13 protein-coding genes are annotated in these 23,221 nt (G+C 57.6%); 8 read left to right on the top strand and 5 right to left on the bottom strand.

Going from position 1 to position 23,221, the window contains the following annotated elements:
* Positions 1 to 75: 75 nt before the first annotated feature.
* The 3 genes from ACUNV4_RS19625 to ACUNV4_RS19615 all read right to left on the bottom strand — a co-directional run bounded on the left by ACUNV4_RS19625 (position 76) and on the right by ACUNV4_RS19615 (position 2,688).
* Positions 76 to 558 carry a hypothetical protein gene (locus tag ACUNV4_RS19625; RefSeq protein WP_430880298.1) on the bottom strand — a complete coding sequence of 161 codons (483 nt, stop codon included), beginning with the start codon at positions 556 to 558 and terminating at the stop codon, positions 76 to 78.
* Positions 559 to 728: 170 nt separating this feature from the next.
* Entirely contained in the window at positions 729 to 1,805 is a 1,077-nt protein-coding gene (locus tag ACUNV4_RS19620; protein ID WP_430880297.1) for a glycoside hydrolase family 16 protein, read from the bottom strand.
* A 592-nt stretch (positions 1,806 to 2,397) separates the two neighbouring features.
* On the bottom strand, positions 2,398 to 2,688 hold the full coding sequence (locus ACUNV4_RS19615; protein ID WP_430880296.1) for a hypothetical protein: 291 nt from the start codon (positions 2,686 to 2,688) through the stop codon (positions 2,398 to 2,400).
* A gap of 120 nt (positions 2,689 to 2,808) precedes the next feature.
* Between ACUNV4_RS19615 and ACUNV4_RS19610 the strand changes: the two genes are divergently transcribed.
* From ACUNV4_RS19610 to ACUNV4_RS19600, 3 genes are all read left to right on the top strand, one after another.
* Positions 2,809 to 3,942 (top strand): zinc ABC transporter substrate-binding protein, encoded by a 1,134-nt coding sequence (locus ACUNV4_RS19610; protein ID WP_430880295.1) that lies wholly within the window; start codon positions 2,809 to 2,811, stop codon positions 3,940 to 3,942.
* Positions 3,943 to 3,988: 46 nt separating this feature from the next.
* Positions 3,989 to 4,999 carry a CobW family GTP-binding protein gene (locus ACUNV4_RS19605; protein ID WP_430880294.1) on the top strand — a complete coding sequence of 337 codons (1,011 nt, stop codon included), beginning with the start codon at positions 3,989 to 3,991 and terminating at the stop codon, positions 4,997 to 4,999.
* Between the two features lie 78 nt (positions 5,000 to 5,077).
* Positions 5,078 to 6,289 (top strand): MFS transporter, encoded by a 1,212-nt coding sequence (locus tag ACUNV4_RS19600; protein WP_430880293.1) that lies wholly within the window; start codon positions 5,078 to 5,080, stop codon positions 6,287 to 6,289.
* 3 nt (positions 6,290 to 6,292) lie between these two features.
* Here the strand turns inward: ACUNV4_RS19600 and polA are convergent, their stop codons facing one another.
* Complete coding sequence (gene polA, locus ACUNV4_RS19595; RefSeq protein WP_430880292.1) at positions 6,293 to 9,085, bottom strand: DNA polymerase I; 2,793 nt, start codon at positions 9,083 to 9,085, stop codon at positions 6,293 to 6,295.
* A 92-nt stretch (positions 9,086 to 9,177) separates the two neighbouring features.
* Here polA and ACUNV4_RS19590 point away from each other — a divergent pair, with 92 nt between their 5' ends.
* On the top strand, positions 9,178 to 9,897 hold the full coding sequence (locus ACUNV4_RS19590) for an LOG family protein (RefSeq protein WP_430880291.1): 720 nt from the start codon (positions 9,178 to 9,180) through the stop codon (positions 9,895 to 9,897).
* A 192-nt stretch (positions 9,898 to 10,089) separates the two neighbouring features.
* On the opposite strand, the gene ACUNV4_RS19585 is transcribed toward ACUNV4_RS19590, so the two are convergent.
* On the bottom strand, positions 10,090 to 13,146 hold the full coding sequence (locus tag ACUNV4_RS19585; RefSeq protein WP_430880310.1) for a response regulator: 3,057 nt from the start codon (positions 13,144 to 13,146) through the stop codon (positions 10,090 to 10,092).
* A gap of 368 nt (positions 13,147 to 13,514) precedes the next feature.
* Between ACUNV4_RS19585 and ACUNV4_RS19580 the strand changes: the two genes are divergently transcribed.
* The 4 genes from ACUNV4_RS19580 (at position 13,515) to ACUNV4_RS19565 (ending at position 23,085) form a co-directional block, all read left to right on the top strand.
* Positions 13,515 to 14,672 carry a PhnD/SsuA/transferrin family substrate-binding protein gene (locus ACUNV4_RS19580; protein ID WP_430880290.1) on the top strand — a complete coding sequence of 386 codons (1,158 nt, stop codon included), beginning with the start codon at positions 13,515 to 13,517 and terminating at the stop codon, positions 14,670 to 14,672.
* Positions 14,673 to 14,741: 69 nt separating this feature from the next.
* Entirely contained in the window at positions 14,742 to 17,048 is a 2,307-nt protein-coding gene (locus ACUNV4_RS19575; RefSeq protein ID WP_430880289.1) for a response regulator, read from the top strand.
* Positions 17,049 to 17,061: 13 nt separating this feature from the next.
* Positions 17,062 to 21,513: a PEP/pyruvate-binding domain-containing protein gene (locus tag ACUNV4_RS19570; protein WP_430880288.1), complete on the top strand. Its 4,452-nt coding sequence runs from the start codon at positions 17,062 to 17,064 to the stop codon at positions 21,511 to 21,513.
* Between the two features lie 231 nt (positions 21,514 to 21,744).
* Positions 21,745 to 23,085: an ISNCY family transposase gene (locus tag ACUNV4_RS19565; RefSeq protein ID WP_430880287.1), complete on the top strand. Its 1,341-nt coding sequence runs from the start codon at positions 21,745 to 21,747 to the stop codon at positions 23,083 to 23,085.
* Positions 23,086 to 23,221: the final 136 nt, after the last annotated feature.

Here is a 23,221-nt window from a genome sequence, read left to right as displayed (position 1 = left end):
CTCGCTCTGCCACTGCGGCAATTCAACGGCGGAGTCTTGCCAATGCGGAGTCTTGCCAATCATGCCGCATGCTGATCAGTCCTGATCCATCAGCTCGGTAAACGCAAGCCATCGGCCGTTGGGCGCTACAAGAACCAGCCCGTGCTCGTGCATTTCCACCATCAGCTTGCCATCGCCGCCGTCTTGCACGCCACTCTGGAAAGCCAGACTCTGTATCGAGGACAGTTGTTCAGCATGCCCATCCTCAGACGCAACAGGACAATCCAGCTCTGTGAACGGACCGAATTGCAACGCGATGAACCCATCTCCGAGCTGATAAGACCCACCCGAGGACACATTGCAATCGAGCTGCGCGGTCACTTCCCCCGTATCGGCAGATGCCTGAAACCGAAACTGGCTTCCCGTGACGATATCCACCTCATTGCCATTTAGCTGCGTATAGCGCACCAGTAACCAGGTGCGGTCCAGCAGTCTCTGTTCCGCGGGCGCATCATCATTGTCAGCGCTGCAAGCAGAAAGAGACAAGAGCGCAATGAACATGACAAACCGGAGTTTCACGATGTTTCTTCTGGAAAATTCGAGTAGTCAGGCGAATTCAATTCGGCATGGCAGGTCCATGTGCCTTGGCGAATACCCGATGAAAAATCAGAGCCGATGGTCTCAAGGTCGGTACTTTTGACTGTCAGAGGCCCGTTTGTTCAAGGCCCCTGACAAATCAGGAGTGGAAGTTACTGCGCCTTGTAGAAGCGCACATAATCGATTTCGAGTGCCGGATTATCGAACTCGATCAGATCGTTGGCGTTCGGGAATCGAGCATTGGAATCACGCCCCAGGCCACCGGCAGTGGTTGGAAAATTGGTCCAGTTGCCACCCATGGCCAGATTCAGAATCACATACAGTTCTTCGAAATCGGCTTCGTCATTGAGCATTTCACTCATCTGCACGCCGTCGATGTACCAGACCACGCTACCGGGGGTCCACTTCACAGCGTAGGTATGAAACTCCTCACTGTAATCGGTTCCGGTGTAAACCTGACCACTGGGCTCGGGCTTGATGAAGTTAGCATCGCCGAAGTAGGAGGAACTCACGTTCTTGAAATAATGGAAGGAGTTGTAGACATACCAAGGGGCATGACCCAGATTTTCCATGATGTCGATTTCCGTACGCTGTGTACCTTCATCGGCCTGTTTGTCATGCAATAGCCAGAAAGCCGGGAAAGTACCGGTGGCACTGGGAATCTTGATGCGTGCTTCGAAGTATCCGAATTTCTGACTGAACTTTTCATGGGTGGAAATGGCGCCCGAGAGGAAGGTCTGCTGCGCGGCTATTTCGTCCAGTGAACCCCAGGTACGCTTGTTCGTCGTTGTCTGCAGCGGGTTCTTGGCGGCACGAATGGCAAGTGTGGAACCATCGAACTGAAACGGGTTGTATACCGATACGATTTCATTCTGGTGTTCCTGATCCTCGCTGAGTACATTCACGTACAGCTGGTCTTCACCGTTGATGACACGATATTCGTAACGCTCTCCGTTGAATTCGCCGTCCCAGCGAAGCTGTGAATTCCAGCGATAGGGATTCAGTGCCGTGCCGTTGAATTCATCACTGAAAACCAGCTCGTAACCGCTGATCTGTGTGGCCTCAGGATAGTCATACGTGGCCGGGTCGATCAGACTCTCGACGCTGGCAGCATCCACATCACCAACAAAGGTGTCCACTGACACATCCTGAGCGAAGGCCATGGGTGACATCAGTCCCGTCATGGCGATGGATAAAAGGGACTTCTTCGCGAAATACTTGATAGTCATGGTGTGTCTTCTGAACTCTCATTCGATGATGTCTGTTGTCAGGGGAAGACTCCGTCTGGGGCCACCTGATGTTGAACGTCACCTGTTGATGTAATTATCGAAAACCTCACGCCTTGAAAATCCTCTCGCGACGAGTGGTCTATTAATATCGAATAGATTTGATCGGGGTAATTCCGTTGATAATGCACTGCAACACGATTTGTTGCTGGAGCGGATTCTACGGGACAAATTTGTAAAAACCACGCAATTTCACGACGTGATTCATGAAGATCCGGATATGATAACCAGCCGGAAAGCTATCCATAAATCCATGAAACTTGTTGTATTTACGCCAAACACCTGTTATTGATGGATTTGACAGGTCTTTTGCATGCACGTAGTCATATTTTCCCTGAGAGCCAGATCACGATTTATATTCAGATTTCAGCACTGCAATTTATATTGCGCCGCATTATTTTGCGTCTGAATTCGAGTAGATATTTCCCGCTCGACGACGTCCGTGGACTGACCGGTCCTTCAATCCCGATTCCTGCTGCGCATCGCACTTCGCAAACCGTGTGTACCGTACTCGTATTGGCATTCGCAGCTGAAATCACACCAGCACCGGCACCGGCACCGGCACCAGCACCAGCACCAGCACCAGCACCAGCACCAGCACCAGCACCAGCACCGGCATCAGCACCGGCATCAGCACCAGCACCAGCACCAGCATCAGCACCAGCATCAGCATCAGCATCAGCATCAGCATCAGCATCAGCATCAGCATCAGCATCAGCATCAGCATCAGCATCAGCATCGGCATCGGCATCGGCATCGGCATCGGCATCGGCATCGGCATCGGCATCGGCATCGGCATCGGCATCGGCGTCGGCGTCGGTGTCAAACTCGACACCCTGATGAACGTTCAACACACCCGTGCAGCATCGTCTCCAGCATCAAATTGATATGTTATAACATTCAATGTATGCTGCACCGCTTCCTGATGAACGATTGCAGAAAACCGATGATCAAGACCGTTTTCCCTCTGGTACTGGCAGTGCTCGCTACCTCCAGTGTCAGCCGCGCCGCTGTACCCGTTGTGGCCGTGGATATTGCCCCGGTACATTCTCTGGTCTCGCAGGTGATGGGCTCACTGGGCGAACCGAAGCTGATCGTTTCTCAGGGTGCATCGCCCCACGGCTATTCGATGCGTCCATCAGAAGCACAGGCCCTGCAAGAAGCTGACATTGTCTTCTGGGTCAGTCCTGCATTGACGCCCTGGCTTGCGGAAACCATCGACACGCTGTCTCCCGATGCCAGTCATGTGGAAATGCTGGAGATTCCCGGGAACACGATCCTGGCAAGACGGGAAAACGCGCTGTTCGAGGCTCATCATCACGACGACGAACATGGCGACGACCTCGACGAAGAACACGACGAAAACCAAGGTGAAAACCACACCGAGGCGCATGATGAATCTGACCACCAACCGAACGACGAAGCACACGACGAAGCACACGACGAAGCACACGACGAAGCACACGACGAAGCACACGACGAAGCACACAACGAAGCACACAACGAAGCACACAACGAAGCACACAACGAAGACCAACATCACGACAAACACTCAGACAGTTCTCACGACGAGCGCGATCCTCATGCCTGGCTTGACCCTGCCAATGCACTGATCTGGCTCGATACCATTGCAGATGAACTATCCAGCGCCGATCCGGAAAACGCAGCCATTTATGCAGCCAATGCCAAGTCTGGCAAGGCCGAGATTCAATCGGCGAGATCAGACGTGGAGTCGATCCTGGCTGGTGCACGAGGCCAGAGCTTCATCGTTTTCCACGATGCTTACCAGTACTTCGAAAGCGCCTTCGATTTCCCGGCCTCCGGCGCCATCGCGCTTGGTGATGCTTCCAAACCGGGTCCTGCACGCATTCAGCAGATTCAGGATCGCGTCAAGCAGGCCAGTGTCTCCTGCGTATTGGCAGAGCCTCAGTTCAATCCCGGTGTGGTGGCAACCGTACTCGATGGCACCGAAGCGCGGTCGAGCGAGATCGATCCACTGGGCTTCGGCATCGACAGTGGGCCAGAGCTGTATCCGAGCATGCTGCGTGGACTCGCCACGGCACTGGCCGATTGCGTTTGAACGCAGTACGCTCTCTGCCACCACTGACTCATGACCGATGACACGCATGGCGGCTCCGCTACAGAACATCCCCACCAACATCATCACGGGCTTTCTCGGTGTGGGCAAGACCACGGCCATCATGCACCTGCTGCAGCACAAGCCGGCAGATCAGCGCTGGGCTGTGCTGGTCAACGAATTCGGTGAAATCGGTGTCGATGGTGGCTTGTTGCAGGGGCGTCACAACAAGGAGAGCGGTGTCTACGTACGCGAAGTGCCGGGCGGCTGCATGTGTTGTGCAGCCGGTTTGCCGATGCAGGTGGCCCTCAACCAGCTGTTGATCCTTGCCAGGCCGGATCGCCTGCTGATAGAACCCACCGGGCTCGGACACCCGAAGGAGGTGCTACAGGTACTGTCGGGCATCTATCGGGACGTACTGGATGTGCAGCAGATACTGACCCTGGTGGATGCCCGTCATCTCAGCGATCATCGCTACACCAGCCATGACACCTTCAATCAGCAGATCGCAATCGCCGATTGTGTCATCGGCAGCAAGAGCGAACTGTATCAACCCGAGGACAGAGACAGGCTGCAACGATATGTACAGGACCATGGACGCACCTCGGCGCAAGTGCTGTTTGCCAGCAACGGCCAACTGGATCGTTCCATCCTGAATCGCAAAGAGGACGCCCAACGTGATTCGGGCAGGGAACACACGCCCCATCACCCTCATCATGAGTCCCATGAGTCTGCTGTCCTCGTGGCCGATGAGCCCTTGCCTGCCTGTGGCTATCTCAAGGCCGAGAACAGCGGTGAAGGCTATTGCAGTGTCGGCTGGCGATTCGCAGCTGACAGGGTCTTCCGCCGCGAGTGCCTGTTCGCTTTTCTCAGTGGCATCGACGCGGATCGCATGAAAGCCTGTTTCCGCACGGACAAGGGGGTATTCGGCTACAACCTGGCCAGCAGTTCGCTGACCGAAATGAAGCTGCAGTACTGTGACGAAAGCCGAATCGAAATCATCAGTCCAGCCATCGACGACAATTGGGAAGACCAACTGTTGCAGTGCCTGGCAGACTGATCGAGCGGCCGGGTTTCCCAACGCGGCAAGACTCGCTTACACTGGCTACCCTTTTGCACCACGGTAGTGCTGGTTTCGATGTCCGGACTTGTTGCACTGGCAGTTGCCTACGTTCTCTCGCAGTTCTACCGCTCCTTCCTTGCGGTACTGACACCGCAGCTCAGTGCCGAGCTCGGCGCCGACAAGGCAGATCTGTCACTGGCGTCCGGTCTGTGGTTCATCAGCTTCGCCCTGATGCAGTTTGCCGTCGGTGTCGGACTCGATCGTTTCGGCCCTCGTCGCACCGCCACCCTGATCTTCGGTCTCGCAGGCGGTGGTGGTGCCTTCATCTTCGCCATGGCTCAATCACCTCAGGCCATCGTGATCGCGATGACACTCATCGGCATCGGCTGCTCGCCAGTGCTGATGGCCTCTCTGTTCATCTTCGCGCAACGCTTCGACGGCCGGCAGTTTGCCGTCATGACCTCCTGGCTGGTGGCTTTCGGCAACCTGGGAAATGTGGTGGGCAGCAGTCCGTTGGCCAGCGCAGTGGATGCCTTTGGCTGGCGAGCGGTCATGGCCGGACTCGGCGGCCTGACCGTGCTGGTGGCTGCCGCCATTCTGCTGCTGGTGGAAGATCCGGAAGTCGACGCTCCGGGCAATGCCGGTCTGTCCGGCTATCTGACTCTGCTGAAAACCCCGGTACTGTGGCCCATCATGATCATGACGCTGCTGTGCTATGCACCGGTGGCTGGCATTCGCGGGCTCTGGACGGGTCCTTACCTGACCGATCTGTTCTCCGCTGACAGTCTGCTCATCGGCAAGGTGACGCTGTGGATGGCCATTGCGATGATTGTCGGCAACCTCATCTACGGCCCACTGGACAAGCTGCTCAACACGCGCAAATGGGTCGTGTTCGGCGGTAATGCCCTGGTATTGCTGGCCTTGCTGGTATTCGTGCTGCAACCGATACCCGGCATCGGCGTTGCCACCGTCCTGTTCATCATCATCGGTGCTGCCGGTACCAGCTATGGCGTGGTCATGGCGCATGGTCGTGCCTTTCTGCCGCCCGAGCTGGTAGGCCGTGGTGTCACACTGGTCAATTTCTGTTCGATATTCGGCGCCGGGGTCATGCAGTTCGTCACCGGCCAGCTGGTCGCCACACAAGCCGATTCCAGTTCTCCGATGACCTATCAATTGCTGTTCGGCAGCTATGCAGTTCTGCTGCTGCTGGCTCTGCTGGTCTATCTCAGTGCCCGGGATGCTCCCCCGGGGCGCGCGCAACTGCCCGGAGACAACGCTCGCATCTGATGCTCAGTGCGCCTCTTCCCAACTGTTGCCCACACCCACATCCACTTCCAGCGGCACCTTCAGGGTTACCGCCTTCACCATCAGGCCACTCACCTGCTCGCCCACACTCTCCAGCTCACCGGCCTTGACCTCCAGCACCAGCTCATCGTGTACCTGCATGATGATCCGTGCATCGATACCGTCCTTGCGTAACCAGTCATCCACATCGATCATGGCACGCTTGATGATATCCGCCGCAGTACCCTGCATCGGTGCGTTGATGGCCGTGCGCTCGGCATAGTTTCTCATCTGCGCATTGCGGGCATTGATGTCCGGCAGGTACAGGCGACGGCCGAACACGGTTTCCACATAGCCCTGTTCCTTCGCCAGCGCGCGGGTTTCGTCCATGTAGCGTTTCACACCCGGATAGCGTTCGAAATACAGATTGATGTAGCTCTGCGCCTCACCGCGGGGTATGTCCAGTTGCTTGGCCAGACCGAAGGCCGACATGCCATAGATCAGGCCGAAGTTGATCGCCTTGGCCGAGCGGCGCTGATCGTCCTCCACCGCTTCCAGCGGTACGCCGAACACTTCGGCAGCGGTGGCTCTGTGCACATCCAAACCTTGCTCGAATGCCGTGACCAGTCCCTCATCACCCGACAGATGGGCCATGATGCGCAGCTCTATCTGCGAATAGTCTGCCGCCAGCAGGCGATAGCCCTTCTCGGCAATGAAGGCTTCACGAATGCGACGACCTTCCTCGGTGCGTACCGGAATGTTCTGCAGGTTCGGATCGGTACTGGACAGGCGCCCCGTGGAGGCTACGGCCTGGTTGTAGGAGGTATGCACCCGATGCGTCCCGGGGTCGATCTGCTCTGGCAGCTTCTCGATATAGGTGGACATCAGCTTGGTCAGGCTGCGGTGCTGCAGTATCAGTTTCGGCAGCGGATAATCCAGGGCCAGCTGCTCGAGCACATCCTCGGCCGTTGATGGCTGCCCCTTGGGTGTCTTGCGAATGATCGGGAACTGCTTTTCGTTGAAGAAGATCTCGCCGATCTGTTTGGGGGAACCCAGATTGAATTCCCGACCGGCATCCTCATAGGCATCGCTCTTCACCTGCTCGATGGTCGCAGCCAGCACCTTGCCCTGCTTGGCCAGCATGTCGGCATCGATGCGCACACCGGTGCATTCGATGTGTGACAGCACATGCAATGCCGGCAGTTCGATGTCCTCGTACAGCGTCTTCAGCGTTGCCTCGGCGCAGAGCTTCGGCCACAGCGCCTGATGCAGACGCAATGTGATGTCGGCATCCTCGGCGGCGTAGTGGCTGGCCGCTTCCACGTCTATCTGGTTGAAGGTCAGTTGCTTCTTGCCCTTGCCGGCGATGTCCTCGAACTTCACCGTGGACACACCCAGATATTTCTTCGCCAGGGAATCCATGTCGTGCCGGGTGGCGGTGCTGTCCAGCACATAGGACTCGAGCATGGTGTCATGTGCCACGTTGACCAGCTCGATGCCGTGATTGCGCAGCACATTGATGTCGTACTTGATGTGTTGCCCTACCAGATTGCGCTGCTTGCCTTCGAGTAACGGTCGCAAACGCTCCAGCACCTGTTCTCGATCCAGCTGCTCGGGGGCATCCTCGTAATCGTGAGTCAGTGGTACATAGGCGGCGCGCCCCTCGGCCACGGCGAAGGAGATGCCGACCACCTCGGCCTGCATGTAGTCCAGGCTGGTGGTTTCGGTATCGAAGGCGAACAGCTCGGCCGCTTCGAGCTCGGCTATCCAGCGATCCAGCTCCTCCAGGGTGAACACAGTCTCGTACTGACGATCTACCGAGTCATCGGAGCCAGCTGCCGCATCGCCATTGCCAGTTGCCGCATCACCGTCCTCATCGCCATTGGCTTCGCGAGCCCGGCGATTCAACAGCGGAGACTTGCCCTCGGCCAGCTCACGCGACCAGGTGTTGAACTCCAGCTCCTGGTACAACGCGCCCAGACCCTCGACATCCGGCTCGCCGATACTCAGATCCTCAAGCTTCTGCGGCAGCTCCACATCCAGCCGAATCGTGGCCAGATCCTGCGACATCGGCAGATGCGCCAGAGAGTCACGCAGTTTTTCGCCGATCTTGCCCTTGATGGCATCGGCATTGTCGATGACGCCCTGCAGGGAACCGTGAGCACTGAGCCACTTGACCGCCGTTTTCGGGCCGCAGCTGGGCACACCGGGAATGTTGTCAGAGGTATCGCCCACCAGGGCCAGGTAGTCGATGATCTGCTCCGGCGGCACCCCGAACTTCTCGATCACGCCTTCCACGTCCATGACCGTATTCGTCATGGTATTGACGAGCGTCACCTGCTCGTTGACCAGCTGCGCCATGTCCTTGTCACCGGTGGAGACGATGGTCTTGAGGCCCGCCCGGGTGGCCTGTACCGACAAAGTACCGATGACATCATCGGCCTCGACGCCATCCACGATCAGCATCGGGAAGCCCATCTTCTCCACCACCTCGTACAGTGGCTTGATCTGAGAGCGCATGTCATCGGGCATGCGCGCACGGTTCGCCTTATACTCGGTGTAGATGTCGTCACGAAACGTCTTGCCGCTGGCGTCGAATACCACCACCATGATGCTCGGCTGATAGTCTGCTACCAGCTTGCGCAGCATGTTCACGACCCCGTAGATGGCGCCGGTCGGCTGGCCTTTTGCATTACTCAACGGTGGCATCGCATGAAATGCCCGATACAGGTACGCTGAGCCGTCAACCAGAATAACGGGGCTATCGGTGGCAGTATCGGATTTGGCGGTGCTGGACATACGAATAACCTGCTTGGGCTGTAGGGATAGTGTACCTATTCACTCGGCCTGTCATTTCGAAAACACGCCGATAGTCGGCAAGGGACGGATCGATGCGAAAGCTACCCACTCACAATCAGATGCGCCGGGATGCCCGAGACAAGGCTCTGACACGCGATTCCTGGAAGATCTTCCAGATCATGTCCGAGTTCGTCGAAGGCTTCCAGCAGCTGGCCGATCTGAGTCCGTCGGTGAGTATCTTCGGTTCCGCCCGCTTCAAGCCGGACAACCCCTACTACCAGTACAGCGAAGAGATCAGTCGCCTGCTGTCCGACTCCGGTTTTGCGGTGGTCAGTGGTGGTGGGCCGGGCGTCATGGAAGCGGCCAACAAGGGTGCCTTCAGCGGCAAGTCGGCCAGCGTGGGCCTGAACATCAAGCTCCCGCATGAGCAATCCGGCAATCCGTATCAGGACATCAGCCTGAACTTCAAGTACTTCTTCGCACGCAAGGTCATGTTCGTCAAATACGCCTCGGCCTATGTGGTGATGCCCGGCGGCTTCGGCACACTCGATGAAATGGCGGAAATCCTGACCCTGGTGCAGACCGGCAAGTCCAAGCGCATTCCCATCATCCTGTTCGGCACCGACTTCTGGAAGGGTCTGCTGGACTGGTTCGAGACCTCACTGGTGGAGGCCGGCACCATCAGTCCCGGTGACATGGATCTGTTCCAGATCACCGACGATCCGCAGTTCGTGGTGGATGCCATCTTCGACTTCTACGAAGGCGTGGAGCTGGATCACATCGACGATTCGAAACTGATGATGGATCTCTGAGGGCCTTGCCCGGGAGCCTGCCTCCCGACTCCCGACTCGGGAAAATACGCCCTCTCGCTTAGCTGCCTGCCACGGACCTGAAGGGCGTATCACGACACGACGCTCGTTCGCCGTGGGAATACGCGGCAAACCTTGATCTGTCGCGAGGCCTGAGGCCTGCCATGGCGGCAGCAGGCCTCGATCAGAGGGCCTTCACGCGGCCTTGATCATGCTGTCCAGTTCCCGCGATACCAGGGCGTATTCCTCATCGAAGCCTTCCACCAGTGATGCTAGACCCTCATGGCTGCCATCCTTGATGGCATCCTCGATCAGGCGACAACGCCGTGTCAGGGTATCGGCTCCCAGATAGGCGCTGCTGGATTTCAGGCTATGCGCACAGGCAGCCACGGCGTCCAGATCATTGTCCTGCATCGCGCTCTGCATCGAGGCTATCAGTTCGGGTGTCTTGTTGAAATACACACCCACCACCTTGGTCAGCAGACAGGCCTTGCCGGGACGCTGCAATCCACGAATGGTATTGATGGCCTTGAGGTTGATGACCGAGGCGGATGTCTCGTCACTGCCATCGCTCTCGTCTGGCGAGTCCACAGCAACGCTGGCGGAAACAGCTGACGCATCGGCCTGACGGCCGGTTGTCGGTTCAGGCGTCCGTTCGGCTTGCTGTTGATCGTCCGGCATTGCGGTGGCCCTGGCGGCCTGATCCACTGGCCGAGCAGCAACGTCATCACTGCCCGCGACCTCGGCCTGCACACCATTGTCCGGCACATCTGCGTCAGTCGGTGTCCCGGTAGCGGCGACGCTTTCTCTCGGACTCGTGTCGACTGCACTGTCTGCGCTTCGATGATTGGCAGCGTCACGCAACGCCGCGCCGGCATCGGGATCCGCGTCAGACGCTGCCAGCTGATCGGCCTGCCTCCCCGAATCGCTCTGAGGCTTGCCGCCAGCCACACTGCCCTGTGGGCCGACAGCGTGCTCGCTCTGTGCGTAGGCAGAACCGGGGATCTGTCTGAAGGTCTCTTCTACCTTCTCGAGATGATTCTCCGGCAGATCATCCTCTCGGCCACCCGATGGCCTCAGGGCTGGTGTCTGGCTGTGCTGAGTCTCGTCAAACGGCTCGCCGCCCGGACGGCCGACCCATTTGGCAATCATGTGCGACAGCACCTGTGTACGCACCGGTTTGGACACATAGTCATCCATACCGGCAGACAGACACTTCTCCCGATCACCTTCCATGGCATTGGCCGTCAGTGCGACCACCGGTGTCGGTGCATTGAGCCCACCATCCGATTTCAGGCGCCGGGTGGCCTCGTAGCCGTCCATGGTTGGCATCTGGCAGTCCATCAACACGATGTCGTATTTCTCGGCCTCGCCGCGTGTAACGGCATCCTGGCCATCGGTGGCCAGTGTCACTTCGCAACCCAGTTGCTCCAGCATGCCCATGGCCACGTCCTGATTCACCGGATTGTCCTCCACCAGCAGTACCCTCGCATTGACCCCGGATTGGCTGATGGCGGCGACAGGTTGCTCGCGCAATCGCGTATTGCCGCTCTCGCTGGGCATCAGTGATGCCAGTGAATCGTGCAGTACCGACTGTCGCGCAGGCTTGCTGACGTACTTGTAGATACCGAGTTTGCGCAGCTCCATGCCATCGAGTTGCAGTATGGCGGAAGTGAGCATGATTGCCTGGATATGCCGAAAATCCGGTTCGGCCTGTATGGCCTTGGCCAGTTGAATGCCATCCATTTCCGGCATGTGCAGATCCAGGATCAGTACATCAAAGCCCTGATCCCGATCATGTGCAGCCCGCAGCGCCTGCAGTGCCAGTTTGCCGCTTTCCACGGTTTCCACCAGCACACCCCAGTTGGACAACTGGTGGTACAGGATCGTGCGGTTGGTTTCATTGTCATCCACCACCAGCACCCGTGCACCGTGCAGTGAACGCCGCCGTGAGGCACCGGGTACATCCTCGGCCACATCTTCCAGTTCCATCGTGAAGCTGAATCGTGTGCCTTCGCCCAGGCGGCTGCGAAACGAGATATTGCCGTTCATCATCGACACCAGCTGCTTGGTGATGGCCAGGCCCATGCCGATACCGCCGTGGCCACGTGTATTGCTCGGATCTGCCTGGGTAAAGGCATCGAACAGCTGTATCTGCATTTCCGGGGTAATACCTTCACCGGTATCCTGCACATCGCACAGATACACCGACTTGCCCTTGCCTTCCTGCTTGCGCGTCACGCGCACCACGACTTCGCCCTGCTGAGTGAAGGCGATGGCATTGGTAATCAGATTGTGCAGTATCTGCCGGACGCGACCCGGGTCACCATCCATCTGCACCGGCACGTTGGAGTCGACGTAGCAGATCAGCTCGATGTTCTTGGCGTGCGCTGAACTGGCCAGGGAAGCACAGACATCCTCGACACAATCGCGCACCGAGAATCGACCGTTCTCGAGTTGCAGTATGCCGGACTCGATCTTCGAGAAATCCAGCAGATCATTGATGATGGCCAGCAGTGAACTGGACGAGGCCGCAATGGAATTGACGAATCGCTCTTCCCGCGCCGACAGCGTACCGCCCAGCAGCAAGTCCGTCATGCCCATGATGCCGTTCATCGGTGTACGCAATTCATGGCTCATATTGGCCAGAAACTGGGACTTGGCCTGATTGGACGTTTCCAGCTGTTGCCGACAGGCGACCAGCTCCTTGCGCAAACGAGTGACCTCGCTGTTCGCAATCTGCAATTGGGCCTCGGCATTGGCCATGGTGACACCTTGAAGGGTTGACTGCGGATTCACTGATACCGGTCTGCGTGCGGGAAGGTCCTCATCCGGCATGGCGATGGTCTGCTCCAGCAGGTCGGTATCGGCAGAATCACGCAACTCCGCGTCATGCTCCGGCCACTCGGCACTCACGGCTGCCCGCCGGGGCTCGCTTGGCAGGGAATCGCGCCCGGCACGAAACACATAAAGAATGAAGTTCAGGCCGACCAGCACCAGCGCGGCCAATTCGTAACGCATCTTGTCCAGCGCCTGCAGTACCGGCGCACTGATACTGCCGTCGGTCAACCAGACAATATCCCAGGCGGGCGTATCCAGTCGCATGCTGACGAGCGCAACAATGGCTGCGACGCAGGTCAGCAGGACCAGCAACACGCGCAGGTGTATCGACCTGCTGCCACTGCGATCTGTCATGCCTGCGGCATGGCGCTCCGGCGATGCATGCAGGTGAGTGTCATTCTGTGCTTCCACTATCAAGGCTGCCTCTTGTCTGTCGAGCCGAGTCGAGCTCGGTCAGCGGTAACGCCGGGTATCGGTGCATCTTGCTGTGCCGCTTATCCTCATTTGTCCACCTATCGGCCATCGCAGGCATTCCTTGACCGCGCTGCCCTGCCCGGAGCCGCTTGTACATGGACTTCATGTCATGCGATCGCTCGGTTCTGTCTGCCGACACAGTCAGCGGGAGAATGGGCTCGCCTCGCCAACGGCCTGCAATAACCGTGGCAATTGAACTCTTGCGTCACAGTTTGCCCCTGCCGAACGCCTCGTCCACTTCAGAAATGTGGGCTGAAGCCGTTTTCCTCTCTGATAGCCACACACCCATTGCCGAGAGATGTTCCATGTCACTACTTTCACTCACTCGCGCCGGTCTTCTGCTGACAGGATTGCTGGCCTCCAGTTTCAGTATCCCGGCACTGGCCGACGGCACCATCCGATTGAATTTCGGTGTCTACAGCTCCAACAAGCCCTCTGCCATGGTCAAGGTCTACCGACCGATCCTGAAGGAACTGGAAAAGAACATGACGCGGCGTCTGGACCGCAACGTCGACATCCGCATGCAGATCGCGAAGGACTATGACCAGGGAATCTCTCACCTGATCAACGGTCGTGTGGACTTCTCGGCCTTCGGCCCGGCCTCCTATGTCGAAGCCAAACGCATGAATCAGGGCATCAACATCCTGGCGGTGGAGAACGTCAAGAATTCCAAGGTGTTCTACGGCATCATTGCCGTCAACAAGAACAGCACCATGAGCGATATCCGCGAACTGCGCGGCAAGTCCTTTGCCTTCGGTGACGAAGGCTCGACCATCGGTCGCTTTCTGTCACAGCTGGAACTGGAACAGGCCGACATCCGCGCAGGTGACCTGAACCGGTACGAATATCTGGGAAGACATGACAAGGTTGGCACGGCCGTGGGTGCTGGCAGTTTCGATGCGGGCGCTCTGAACGAGAAGACCTTCAAGAAACTGGTTGAAGCCGGAGAACCCATCCGCGAACTTACCCGCTTTCCCAATGTCACCAAACCCTGGATAGCGCGTTCAGGTCTGGACGACGAGATTCTCGCTGCACTGCGTGAATCACTGCTGGAGGTCAAGGATCAGAAAACGCTGGCCGCATTGAAGATCGACGGCTTTCTCGAAGGCAGTGACGATGACTACAAGGTCATCCGCAAGGCCATGGACAACAACAGCATCTTCTTTGAAGACCGTGAAGAGGTGTTGATCAGCAGTCGCCCCGCCGGTCACGCAGAACCCGGCATGCAGGCCGCAGTGGCAGGCGGCCAGTTGCAGGTGGACATGGGCAATGCCGTCAAGATCGAGCATTCCCCCGATCTGCATCATGCCTCCGAAGAAGGCGATCATCATCAGTTGACCGTCAATATCACCCTGCCTCGCAGCCTCTTCGAAGCCAATCGCAATGGTCACGCGCTGACGATCAATCTGAGAATTCCCGAACACGCCATTGACGATCCGGTACCTCAGTCCGTGGGTGACTGAGACACCTCTCAGTCCGTATTCCGTCTGCCCGTCCGTTCACGACCTGACCCATAGAGAGCGCCCCTATCCGTGTTTGCAAGATTCTTCAGAAACTGGCCATTGCGCCAGCAAATCATCCTGGTCATGGGCTGCACCATTCTGGCAGTGGGCCTGTCGGCGGCGGAATTCGTGCGTTTCAACGAGAACCGCGCCTTTGAACGAAACTTCAGAGACCAGACCCAGAAGCTGGTCTCCATGCTCTCGGCCACCTCTCTGGACGCCATTCTGAGTGAAGATCGACCGGTACTCGATACCACCATCCAGCAACTGGTGCAGAACGATGCCGATGTCGAAGCCGTTCACATCTACAACGAAAACGAGGAAGTGCTGACTCAGTGGACCAAGAGCGACTACATCGATCCAGAGCTGTGCATGAATTTCTCGCATGATGTTCTGCTCGAAGGCGAGTCCTTCGGTCACATCGATGTACAGTGGAATGTGCAGCGCCAGCAGGCAGAGATCCGCGCCTACGCCACCAAGATCTACCTGTATGCCGCGGGTATATCGGTGATCCTGGCGTTGATCGTCGTCGGCCTGATCAATGGCCTGGTCGTCACCCCCATTCGTCTCATACACAATCATCTGCTATTGCTGCAGGCCAACAAGAGCAACGATGAGCTGGAGGTAGTTGCCGCGCGAGAACTGATGGACCTGGGCAATTCGGTCAATGAACTGGGCAATATTCTCGAATTACGCAAGCAGAAGGAACACGAGCTGGAACAGGCCTCGCGGGCCAAATCCGAGTTTCTGGCCAATATGTCTCACGAATTGCGTACCCCCATGAATGGCGTGCTCGGCATGCTGTCACTACTCAAAGGTACAAGCCTGGACCCCGAGCAGAGTGAACAGGTCAAGATAGCCACCACCTCGGGCCGCTCACTGTTGACACTGATCAACGACATTCTGGATTTCTCCAAGGTAGAGGCAGGCAAACTGGACTTCGAAACCATCGACTTCAATCTGGAAGAGCTGGTTGAAGGCTGCGCCATTGCGCTTTCGGAACAGGCCAATGGCAAGAATCTGGAACTGCTGTGCAACATACAGGGAAATATCCGCCATACCGTCAAGGGTGACCCCACACGCCTGCGACAGGTGCTGACCAATCTGATGGGCAACGCCGTGAAATTCACCACCCAGGGCAATGTCCAGGTCAGAGTGAGAATCATCGAGGAACTGGCCGAGGGGACAAACCTGCGTTTCAGCATCATCGATACCGGCGTGGGCATTCCACAGGATGCCCTGCAGACGGTGTTTGACTCCTTTGCACAGGCCGATGGTTCCACCACACGGAAATACGGTGGCACCGGCCTCGGCCTGGCCATCAGCCGTCGCCTGATCGAGGGCATGGGCGGCAAGATCGGCGTGAACTCAGAAGTCGGCAAGGGCAGTGAATTCTGGTTCGAGCTTACCCTGCCCTGCCGTGGCTGCACGCTCACCGAAAAGGCAGAACAGCAACTGGTCAGTGCCCGTCAGGTCATGCTGATCGAAGAGAAGTCTTCCTCGGCCGAACTGATGCAGATGCTGCTGGCCGAGCTGTCGCTGTCCACTGTCACGGTCAATGGCGGTAGCGAGGCACTGAAGGCCATTCGCAACGCTGCCAGACAAGGCAACATGCCCGATCTGATTCTGTTCAATGCCAGCCTCTCGGACATGCCGGGAGACGTCTTCGCACGTTGCATCGAGGCGGATCCTGCCTTCGATGGCATCCGTCTGGTACCGATGGCCTACGTCACCGAACAGGTACAGGAGTTGTATCCGCACAAGAACTCGCGCATTGCCGCACAGATTACCAAACCGTTCAAGCGCTCCGAGCTCGGCCAGATTCTGGATCGCGCCATGAGCGAGGATTTTCATGAGATCGAGATAGAGGATCTCTCCCTCCAGGCCAGACGGGATGCCTATGCGCACATCCGGATTCTGGTGGTCGAGGACAATGCCGTCAATCAGGAAGTGGCGCTGGGCATGCTGGAGAAAATCGGCTTCTGCGCCGATGTCGCCGACAATGGACAGGAAGGTCTGGATCTGATCGACACCGGGCATTTTGACCTGGTGCTGATGGATTGCCAGATGCCAGTGCTGGACGGCTATGCCGCAACGCGCGAACTGCGACAACGTGAAAAGGACCGACCCGATGCCGGTTCACGCATGCCGGTCATTGCATTGACTGCCAATGCCATGACTGGCGACGCCGAGAAATGCCTGTCAGCAGGCATGGACGACTACCTTTCAAAACCCTTCGAAGAACACGCTCTGGAAGAGAAGATCGTGTTCTGGCTATCTACCAGACTGTCAGAACTGATGGCACCTGAGGAAGATGCTTTCGATCAGGCTGCATGATCCGGAATCCACCATGAATATAACACCAGAAAATCAGGGACGACCGAAGCCGTACAGGGTGTTCCGGACCTGTTGCAAGCCCGGCACATTGATCCTGTCTCTGCTGTTGCTGCTCGGCAGCACGCAGGCACTGGCCATACCTTCGCCCGACCTGGTCATCAATCTGTCTGCCAGTGTGGCCCAGTTGCTGGGACTGCTCAGCGTGGTCTTCGGCGGCTTTGCCATGTCGGCCAAGAAGAAGGCCAGCAAGAAGAATCGGGGACCCGGTGTCGGTGGCAAGCTCATGCTCGGCGTTGCCGGTCTGATGTTGCTGGGTTCTCTGGCAGCCAATGTCCTGCAATACACCAGTTCGATCGATGCCAAGAACCAGCGTCTGCATACCAATCTGGTGCGAAAGTCCATCGAGAACGGTGAGGCCGTTGGCGATACCAGTCTGAAGACGCTGTCCTTCAGTGAACAGCTGGATCATCCGCAGGGCATCTCGACCGAGACGCTGGCCGAATGGCTGGAAGACGATGTACCTCTGAACATCATCGATGTGCGTGAGAACGAGGAGTTCGAAACCGGCGCCATCGAGGGCGCGGCCCATCTTCGCTATCCCGACGTCCTGGCGCGCTCATCGCTGCTGCCGGACAATGCCCGTACCCTGCTGCTGTGCTATTCGGGCAATCGCAGCTCGGAGCTGTGCGGTGAACTGACCAAGCAGGGCAAGGAATGCAATTTCATGATGGGCGGCTACGAGAAGTGGTTGACCGAATCACGCCCTCTGTCCTCCGATATCGATATCTCCAAGGAAGACCTGCGACAGCTGCCGGACTTCAAGAACAAGGACGTGCTGCTCGATACACCCGATGTACACCGACTGGTCACCGAAGAAGGCGCGCAGTTTCTCGATGTGCGCTACCCCAACGACTTCGTGAAGGGACATCTGCCGGACGCCACCAATATCACCATGCGCGCGCTGAGCAGCCCGGCACTGGCCGAGAGAATCTCGGCGCTGGACGATGTCCCGTATATCGCTGCCTGCTATGACAAGCGCAGCTGCTTCTATTCGCAGCTGATCGGCCTGCGTCTGGAACGTGCCGGACTGGATTTTCGTGGCCGTTACACCGTGCCGCACGAGTACTACATCGAGAAGAAATCCGAACGCGCCCATGTCGAGAACTGGAAACAGAATCAGGAACAGTTGACGCTGGCCAGCTATGTCGTCACGCCGCTGCGTGCCATTCTGGACTACATGGTCGATGTCAGTGGGCACTACGCACTGGGACTGCTGGGTGTCGTGCTGATGATCCGCCTGCTGCTGCTGCCCCTGGCCCTGAAGGCCGAACGTGATACCCGCGTGCAGAAATCCCTGTCGGGTCGTATTGCCGATCTCAAGGATGAACTGTCCGAGCATCCACGTGCCCTGTCCGATGCCACCCTGCAGCTGTACAAGCGATTCAACATCCGTCCCGTGATCAACATGCTGGCCAGTCTGTTCCAGCTGTCACTGATGCTGCTGTTCTATTCTGCGGTGAACCAGAGCAGTCTGGGCTGGGAACACAGCTTCCTGTGGTTCACCTCCGCCGCTGACACCGATCCCCTGTTGATCCTGCCGGCTCTGGCAGCTGCCCTGTTCGTCGGTGTGCTCGCCTCGCAGAGCCCGGCCAGGACTTTGCGCAAGGGCCTGTTGTATGGTCTGGCGGGTGCTGCCCTGTTCTGGTTGCTGCAGGCGCTGGGCGCTGCAGTGAACCTCTACCTGGCCATCAGCATGGCCTTTCTGATCATGCAGGGCATGTTGTTTCGGGTCATCGGCAATGCGCTGGAGTGGGATACCGCGGGTGCTGACAAGACCGGGTCCATCAAGGACACTGGCCTGATACCACTGGCCCATGCTCACTATCTGCCCGAGTCCACCGGCAAGAAGGCCGCCCGACTCGGACAGTTGATCGAGGCCGGTTACAACGTACCGGACGGCTTCGTGTTCACCAGCGAAATCACCAACAAGACACGTCGCACGCCGGACAAGCCGCTGCTGAGTCGCTCACAGGGCAAGCAGCTCGGCAAACTGTGGAGGAAGCTCTCCACCAGCAAGGTTGCCGTGCGCAGCTCGGGAGCCAATGAAGATGGCGCCGACAGCAGTTTTGCCGGAGTCTACGAATCCATTCTGAATGTCTCGCGCGACGAGCTCGAGGACGCGGTCAGAGAGGTCTATCAGTCTTTGTGCTCCGAACGTTCCGCAGCCTATACACAGAGCACCGTGGATGTTGGCCTGCCGATCGTGCTGGATCAGGGCGGTGTCGTGGTACAGAAGATGGTCCCGGCCGAATACGCGGGTGTGATGTTCACCGAGCATCCCGGTACCACCGGTGCCATGATGGTCGAGATGGTGACCGGACTGGGTGAAGATCTTGTCAGCGGCAATGTCACGCCCGACACCTTCGCCTTCGGCAAACTGAGCAGTCAGCTACTCGAAGAGGAATCCAGCAGTATCGAGCTGCCACCCATCGACCTGGCGCCCTTGCTGGCCCTGGGACGCGAGCTCGAGGCCATGTTCGATCACCCGCAGGATATCGAGTGGGCCTATGCCAAGGGCAGATACTATCTGCTGCAGGCACGCGACATCACCCGCTCGGTCAGCAATGGCAACTCGCTGAAGAACCTGGCGGAACGCGAACGCAGCAAGCTGCTGCAAAGCCTGCTGGGCGAGCGCAAGCGGGTCCGGCGAAGTGAGCAGATGGTTCCTGACGAAGCCGTCTTCGTGCAGAGCGAGCTGTCGGAGCTGCTGCCGCGTCCCACTCCCTTCAGTGCCGATTTCATGGAACGTCTGTGGGCCGCCGGCGGTAGTACCGATCTGGCCTGCCAGGATCTGGGCATTCCCTACAGCGTCCATTATCGATCGGCGCCTTATCTGAACACCGTGTTCGGCTGGACGTACGTCAACAAGCTCGAGGAACGACGTCGCCTGGGCAAGGGGCCCGGCGCACTCTCCTCGTTCAGGCTGGCCCGAGATGCCGAGAAGACCGAGGCGGAATTCCGTGACGAATTCCTGCCGACATTCCAGGACGAGATGGTCGAGCGCAACGCCGTGGCCATGGACCGCCTGAGTCTGGAAGCCGCCACCAAGCTGCTGTCCAGCTGGGTCCATCGCTTCATCGAGGAGACGTACTGCACGGCAGAGCGCATCAACATCAGCGCCGACTTCCACATGAAGACTGCGCTGGACAAGCTCGCCGCCGCGAACCTGGAGCCCACCCGCTACCTCAACGACAGCGAGGAAACGGTGGTCAGCCATGCCATGTCCCTGTTGAGCGGCAACAACGTGAGGGCCGAACACATCGAGGAGTTCCTGCTGATCTTCGGTCACCGCGCGCCGCTGGATTACGAGTTCTCCGAACCACGCTTCAACGAGGACATGGAACTGGTACGCCAGTACATCGAGCGTTCGACACAGGCGGCTCACACCCAGCTGGACGAGGATCATCCATCGCTGCCGGACAGCAAGGTGCTGACCATTGCCGTGCAGCGCGCCCGCAACTTCATGCGCCTGAAGGAAGAAGCCAAGCATTACTGCCTCATCGAACTGGCTCAGATACGCCGCTTGCTGCTGGCCATCGATGCCAGGTGTCAGCTGGGTGGACTGGTCTTCCAGCTGCGCATCGATGAAGTCACGCAGTTGACCGACTCCGCTCAGCGCGATGCACTGATGGCGCTTGCCAGGCAGCGCTTCGCGGATGCGCAAGCCTGGAAGGGACTGCAATTGCCGGCATCCCTGTCGGTCAGCGATCTGGAACGCATCGACATGCTGACCGGTACTCGCCCCGATGTGGTCGAACAGAATGACCTGGCCGGCAAGCGCGTGGCCGGCGAGCAGGAAGTGATCGGTACGGTTCGTGTCATCACCGACATCGATCAGATTCATACCTTCCAGGAAGGCGAGATTCTGGTGGCTCGAATGACCGATCCCACCTGGTATCCGCTGTTTGCTCAGGCTCGCGGCATCATCACCGAAGTCGGTGGCTGGCTAAGTCACGCCGCCATCGTCGCTCGTGAATACGATCTGCCGGCCATCGTGGGTGTGCCACGCGTCTGCCAACGACTCGAAAGCGGCGACATCGTGCGCATGAGTCTGTCAGGATCGGTCGAGATCATGAATGCGGCAACCACCGGTCCAACGGCACCGGCAGCGAACGAGCACGCTCGCCTGCAGACGGTCACGGTGGATGAAACGACGGGCATCGTGGTGCCCGAGGGCGAAGCGGCGAATGACGATGCCAGCAGCGATGAATCGCTGATCAATATCTATCAGCTGACCTCCCGCAAGATGTACCGCTACCAGCAGGGTGTCGAGCGCCGTGCCATGAAGAATCGACTGGGTGACCGCCGCGCCCAACCGCGACTCACCGCCAGCGGTGAGATCGAACGGGACAGACGCGCAGCCAATCGAGCAGCGAACATCGCGATGATGAAAAAGGCCAGCTGATTTGCCATCTTCTGCCTGGTGATGCACCCCCCCCCCTGAGGGCGGGGCTTGTCATGTCGCTCTTGCGCGGGACACAGCACTCGGAGTGACCCGTCAGCCTAATTGGTGCCCATCCACAAACCCGTAACTATTTGAGTTGACGAGAAAATTTTGGCGGCGGACGTAAAAAATCCTCTTGGTTTTGGTATGTTTGAGTTGCGAAGCTTAAACACACACCAAGAGGATTCCCGCATGCGAGAGACCCGCAATGCTCAGGTCAGTATATTCCATTTTTATGCCGAACATGCGCTGGGCGATCAGCTCAGTGCTTTGTCAGATTTGCTCGATGATTACCCGCTTATTCTCGATGCAGTGGAGCGCGATTTCCGTGTACCCGATACCACGGCAACCGGCGCCTGCGGGTTGAGCGTGGACAGCGTCTTTTGCTGCCTGTTGCTCAAGCAGATCCTCAAGGTGAGCTACGAGAAGTTATCATTCCACTTGGCCGACTCGCCGACGTATCGGACGTTTGCTCGACTGCAGGTGGATCAATATCCCAGTCGTTCTGGCCTCCAATCCACTATCCGTCACATCAGCCCAGAGACACTCGAACAGGCGAACCAGTTGTTCCTGTCACACCTGGTTGAAGACAACACGCTCAAAGTGGATCGGTTACGTATTGACAGCACTGTGACCGACAGCAACATAGCAGCGCCCAGAGACAGTCAGCTGCTGGCCGATAGTATTCGTGTGCTGAGCCGGTTACTGTTTCAGAGCAACGAAATGACAGGTGTAAAAATCCGTTTTACAGATCAACGCGATAAATCGAAATCGTTGTCCTATCGCATTTTTCACGCTAAAAAGGCTGAAAAAGACGAACTCTACCCAGCATTACTGGGCTGTGCCACAGTTGTGTTTAAACAATCACGAAGCGCCATTGAAAAGGTCAGGCTTAACGCAAACAATTCTGGAAATGCAGAACGATGGGTCGACAAGGTTGAGCACTACATCGCCTTGCTACTCAAGGTCATCGATCAAACTCAACGACGTGTTTACGATGAAGAAGATGTTCCGGCATCGCAGAAGATTGTCAGTATTTTTGAGCCACATACCGACATCATCGTGAAGGGTCTGCGCGATGTTCAGTTCGGCCACAAGATCAATCTGGCGACCCAAGAAGATGGTTTCATTACCTACTGCAAAATCGAGAATGGCAACCCGGCTGACGCCGTGCTGTACGTGTGCGTACTCGAAGCCTGCCGGGCTGACTACGAGAAACTTCCCAGCGCAGTTGTTGCCGATGGGTGCTATGCCAGCCAAGCCAACGTTGAGTCTGCCAAGGCGTTGGGCGTGAAGCGAAATATATTCAGCAAACCGGTCGGACTTGCACTGGGCGACATGGGGGTGAAGAAGAAGACGTTCGACGCCCTGCGTAACTTTCGCGCAGGTATCGAAGGCAACATATCGGAACTCAAACGTGCATTTGGCGCAGGCAAGGCGACCTGGAAAGGCCTTGATGGCTTCAAGGCCTTCGTCTGGTCATCGGTATTGAGTTACAACCTGATCCGGATGGTCCGGTTTTCATCGGCCTAGCCACACAGGTAAGCATTATGGGTCATGAAAATCGCACGAAATCAGATAGTGCGACGGACGGTTATGCCCTGAAAACGAGCCAAAGAGGGTAAATCGTGGAATTGGGCGCTAAAATTCAGTCAAGCGAGAACATGTT

The organism is Granulosicoccus sp. 3-233, from assembly GCF_052681095.1.
This window is presented reverse-complemented; position numbering and strand designations above follow the sequence as displayed.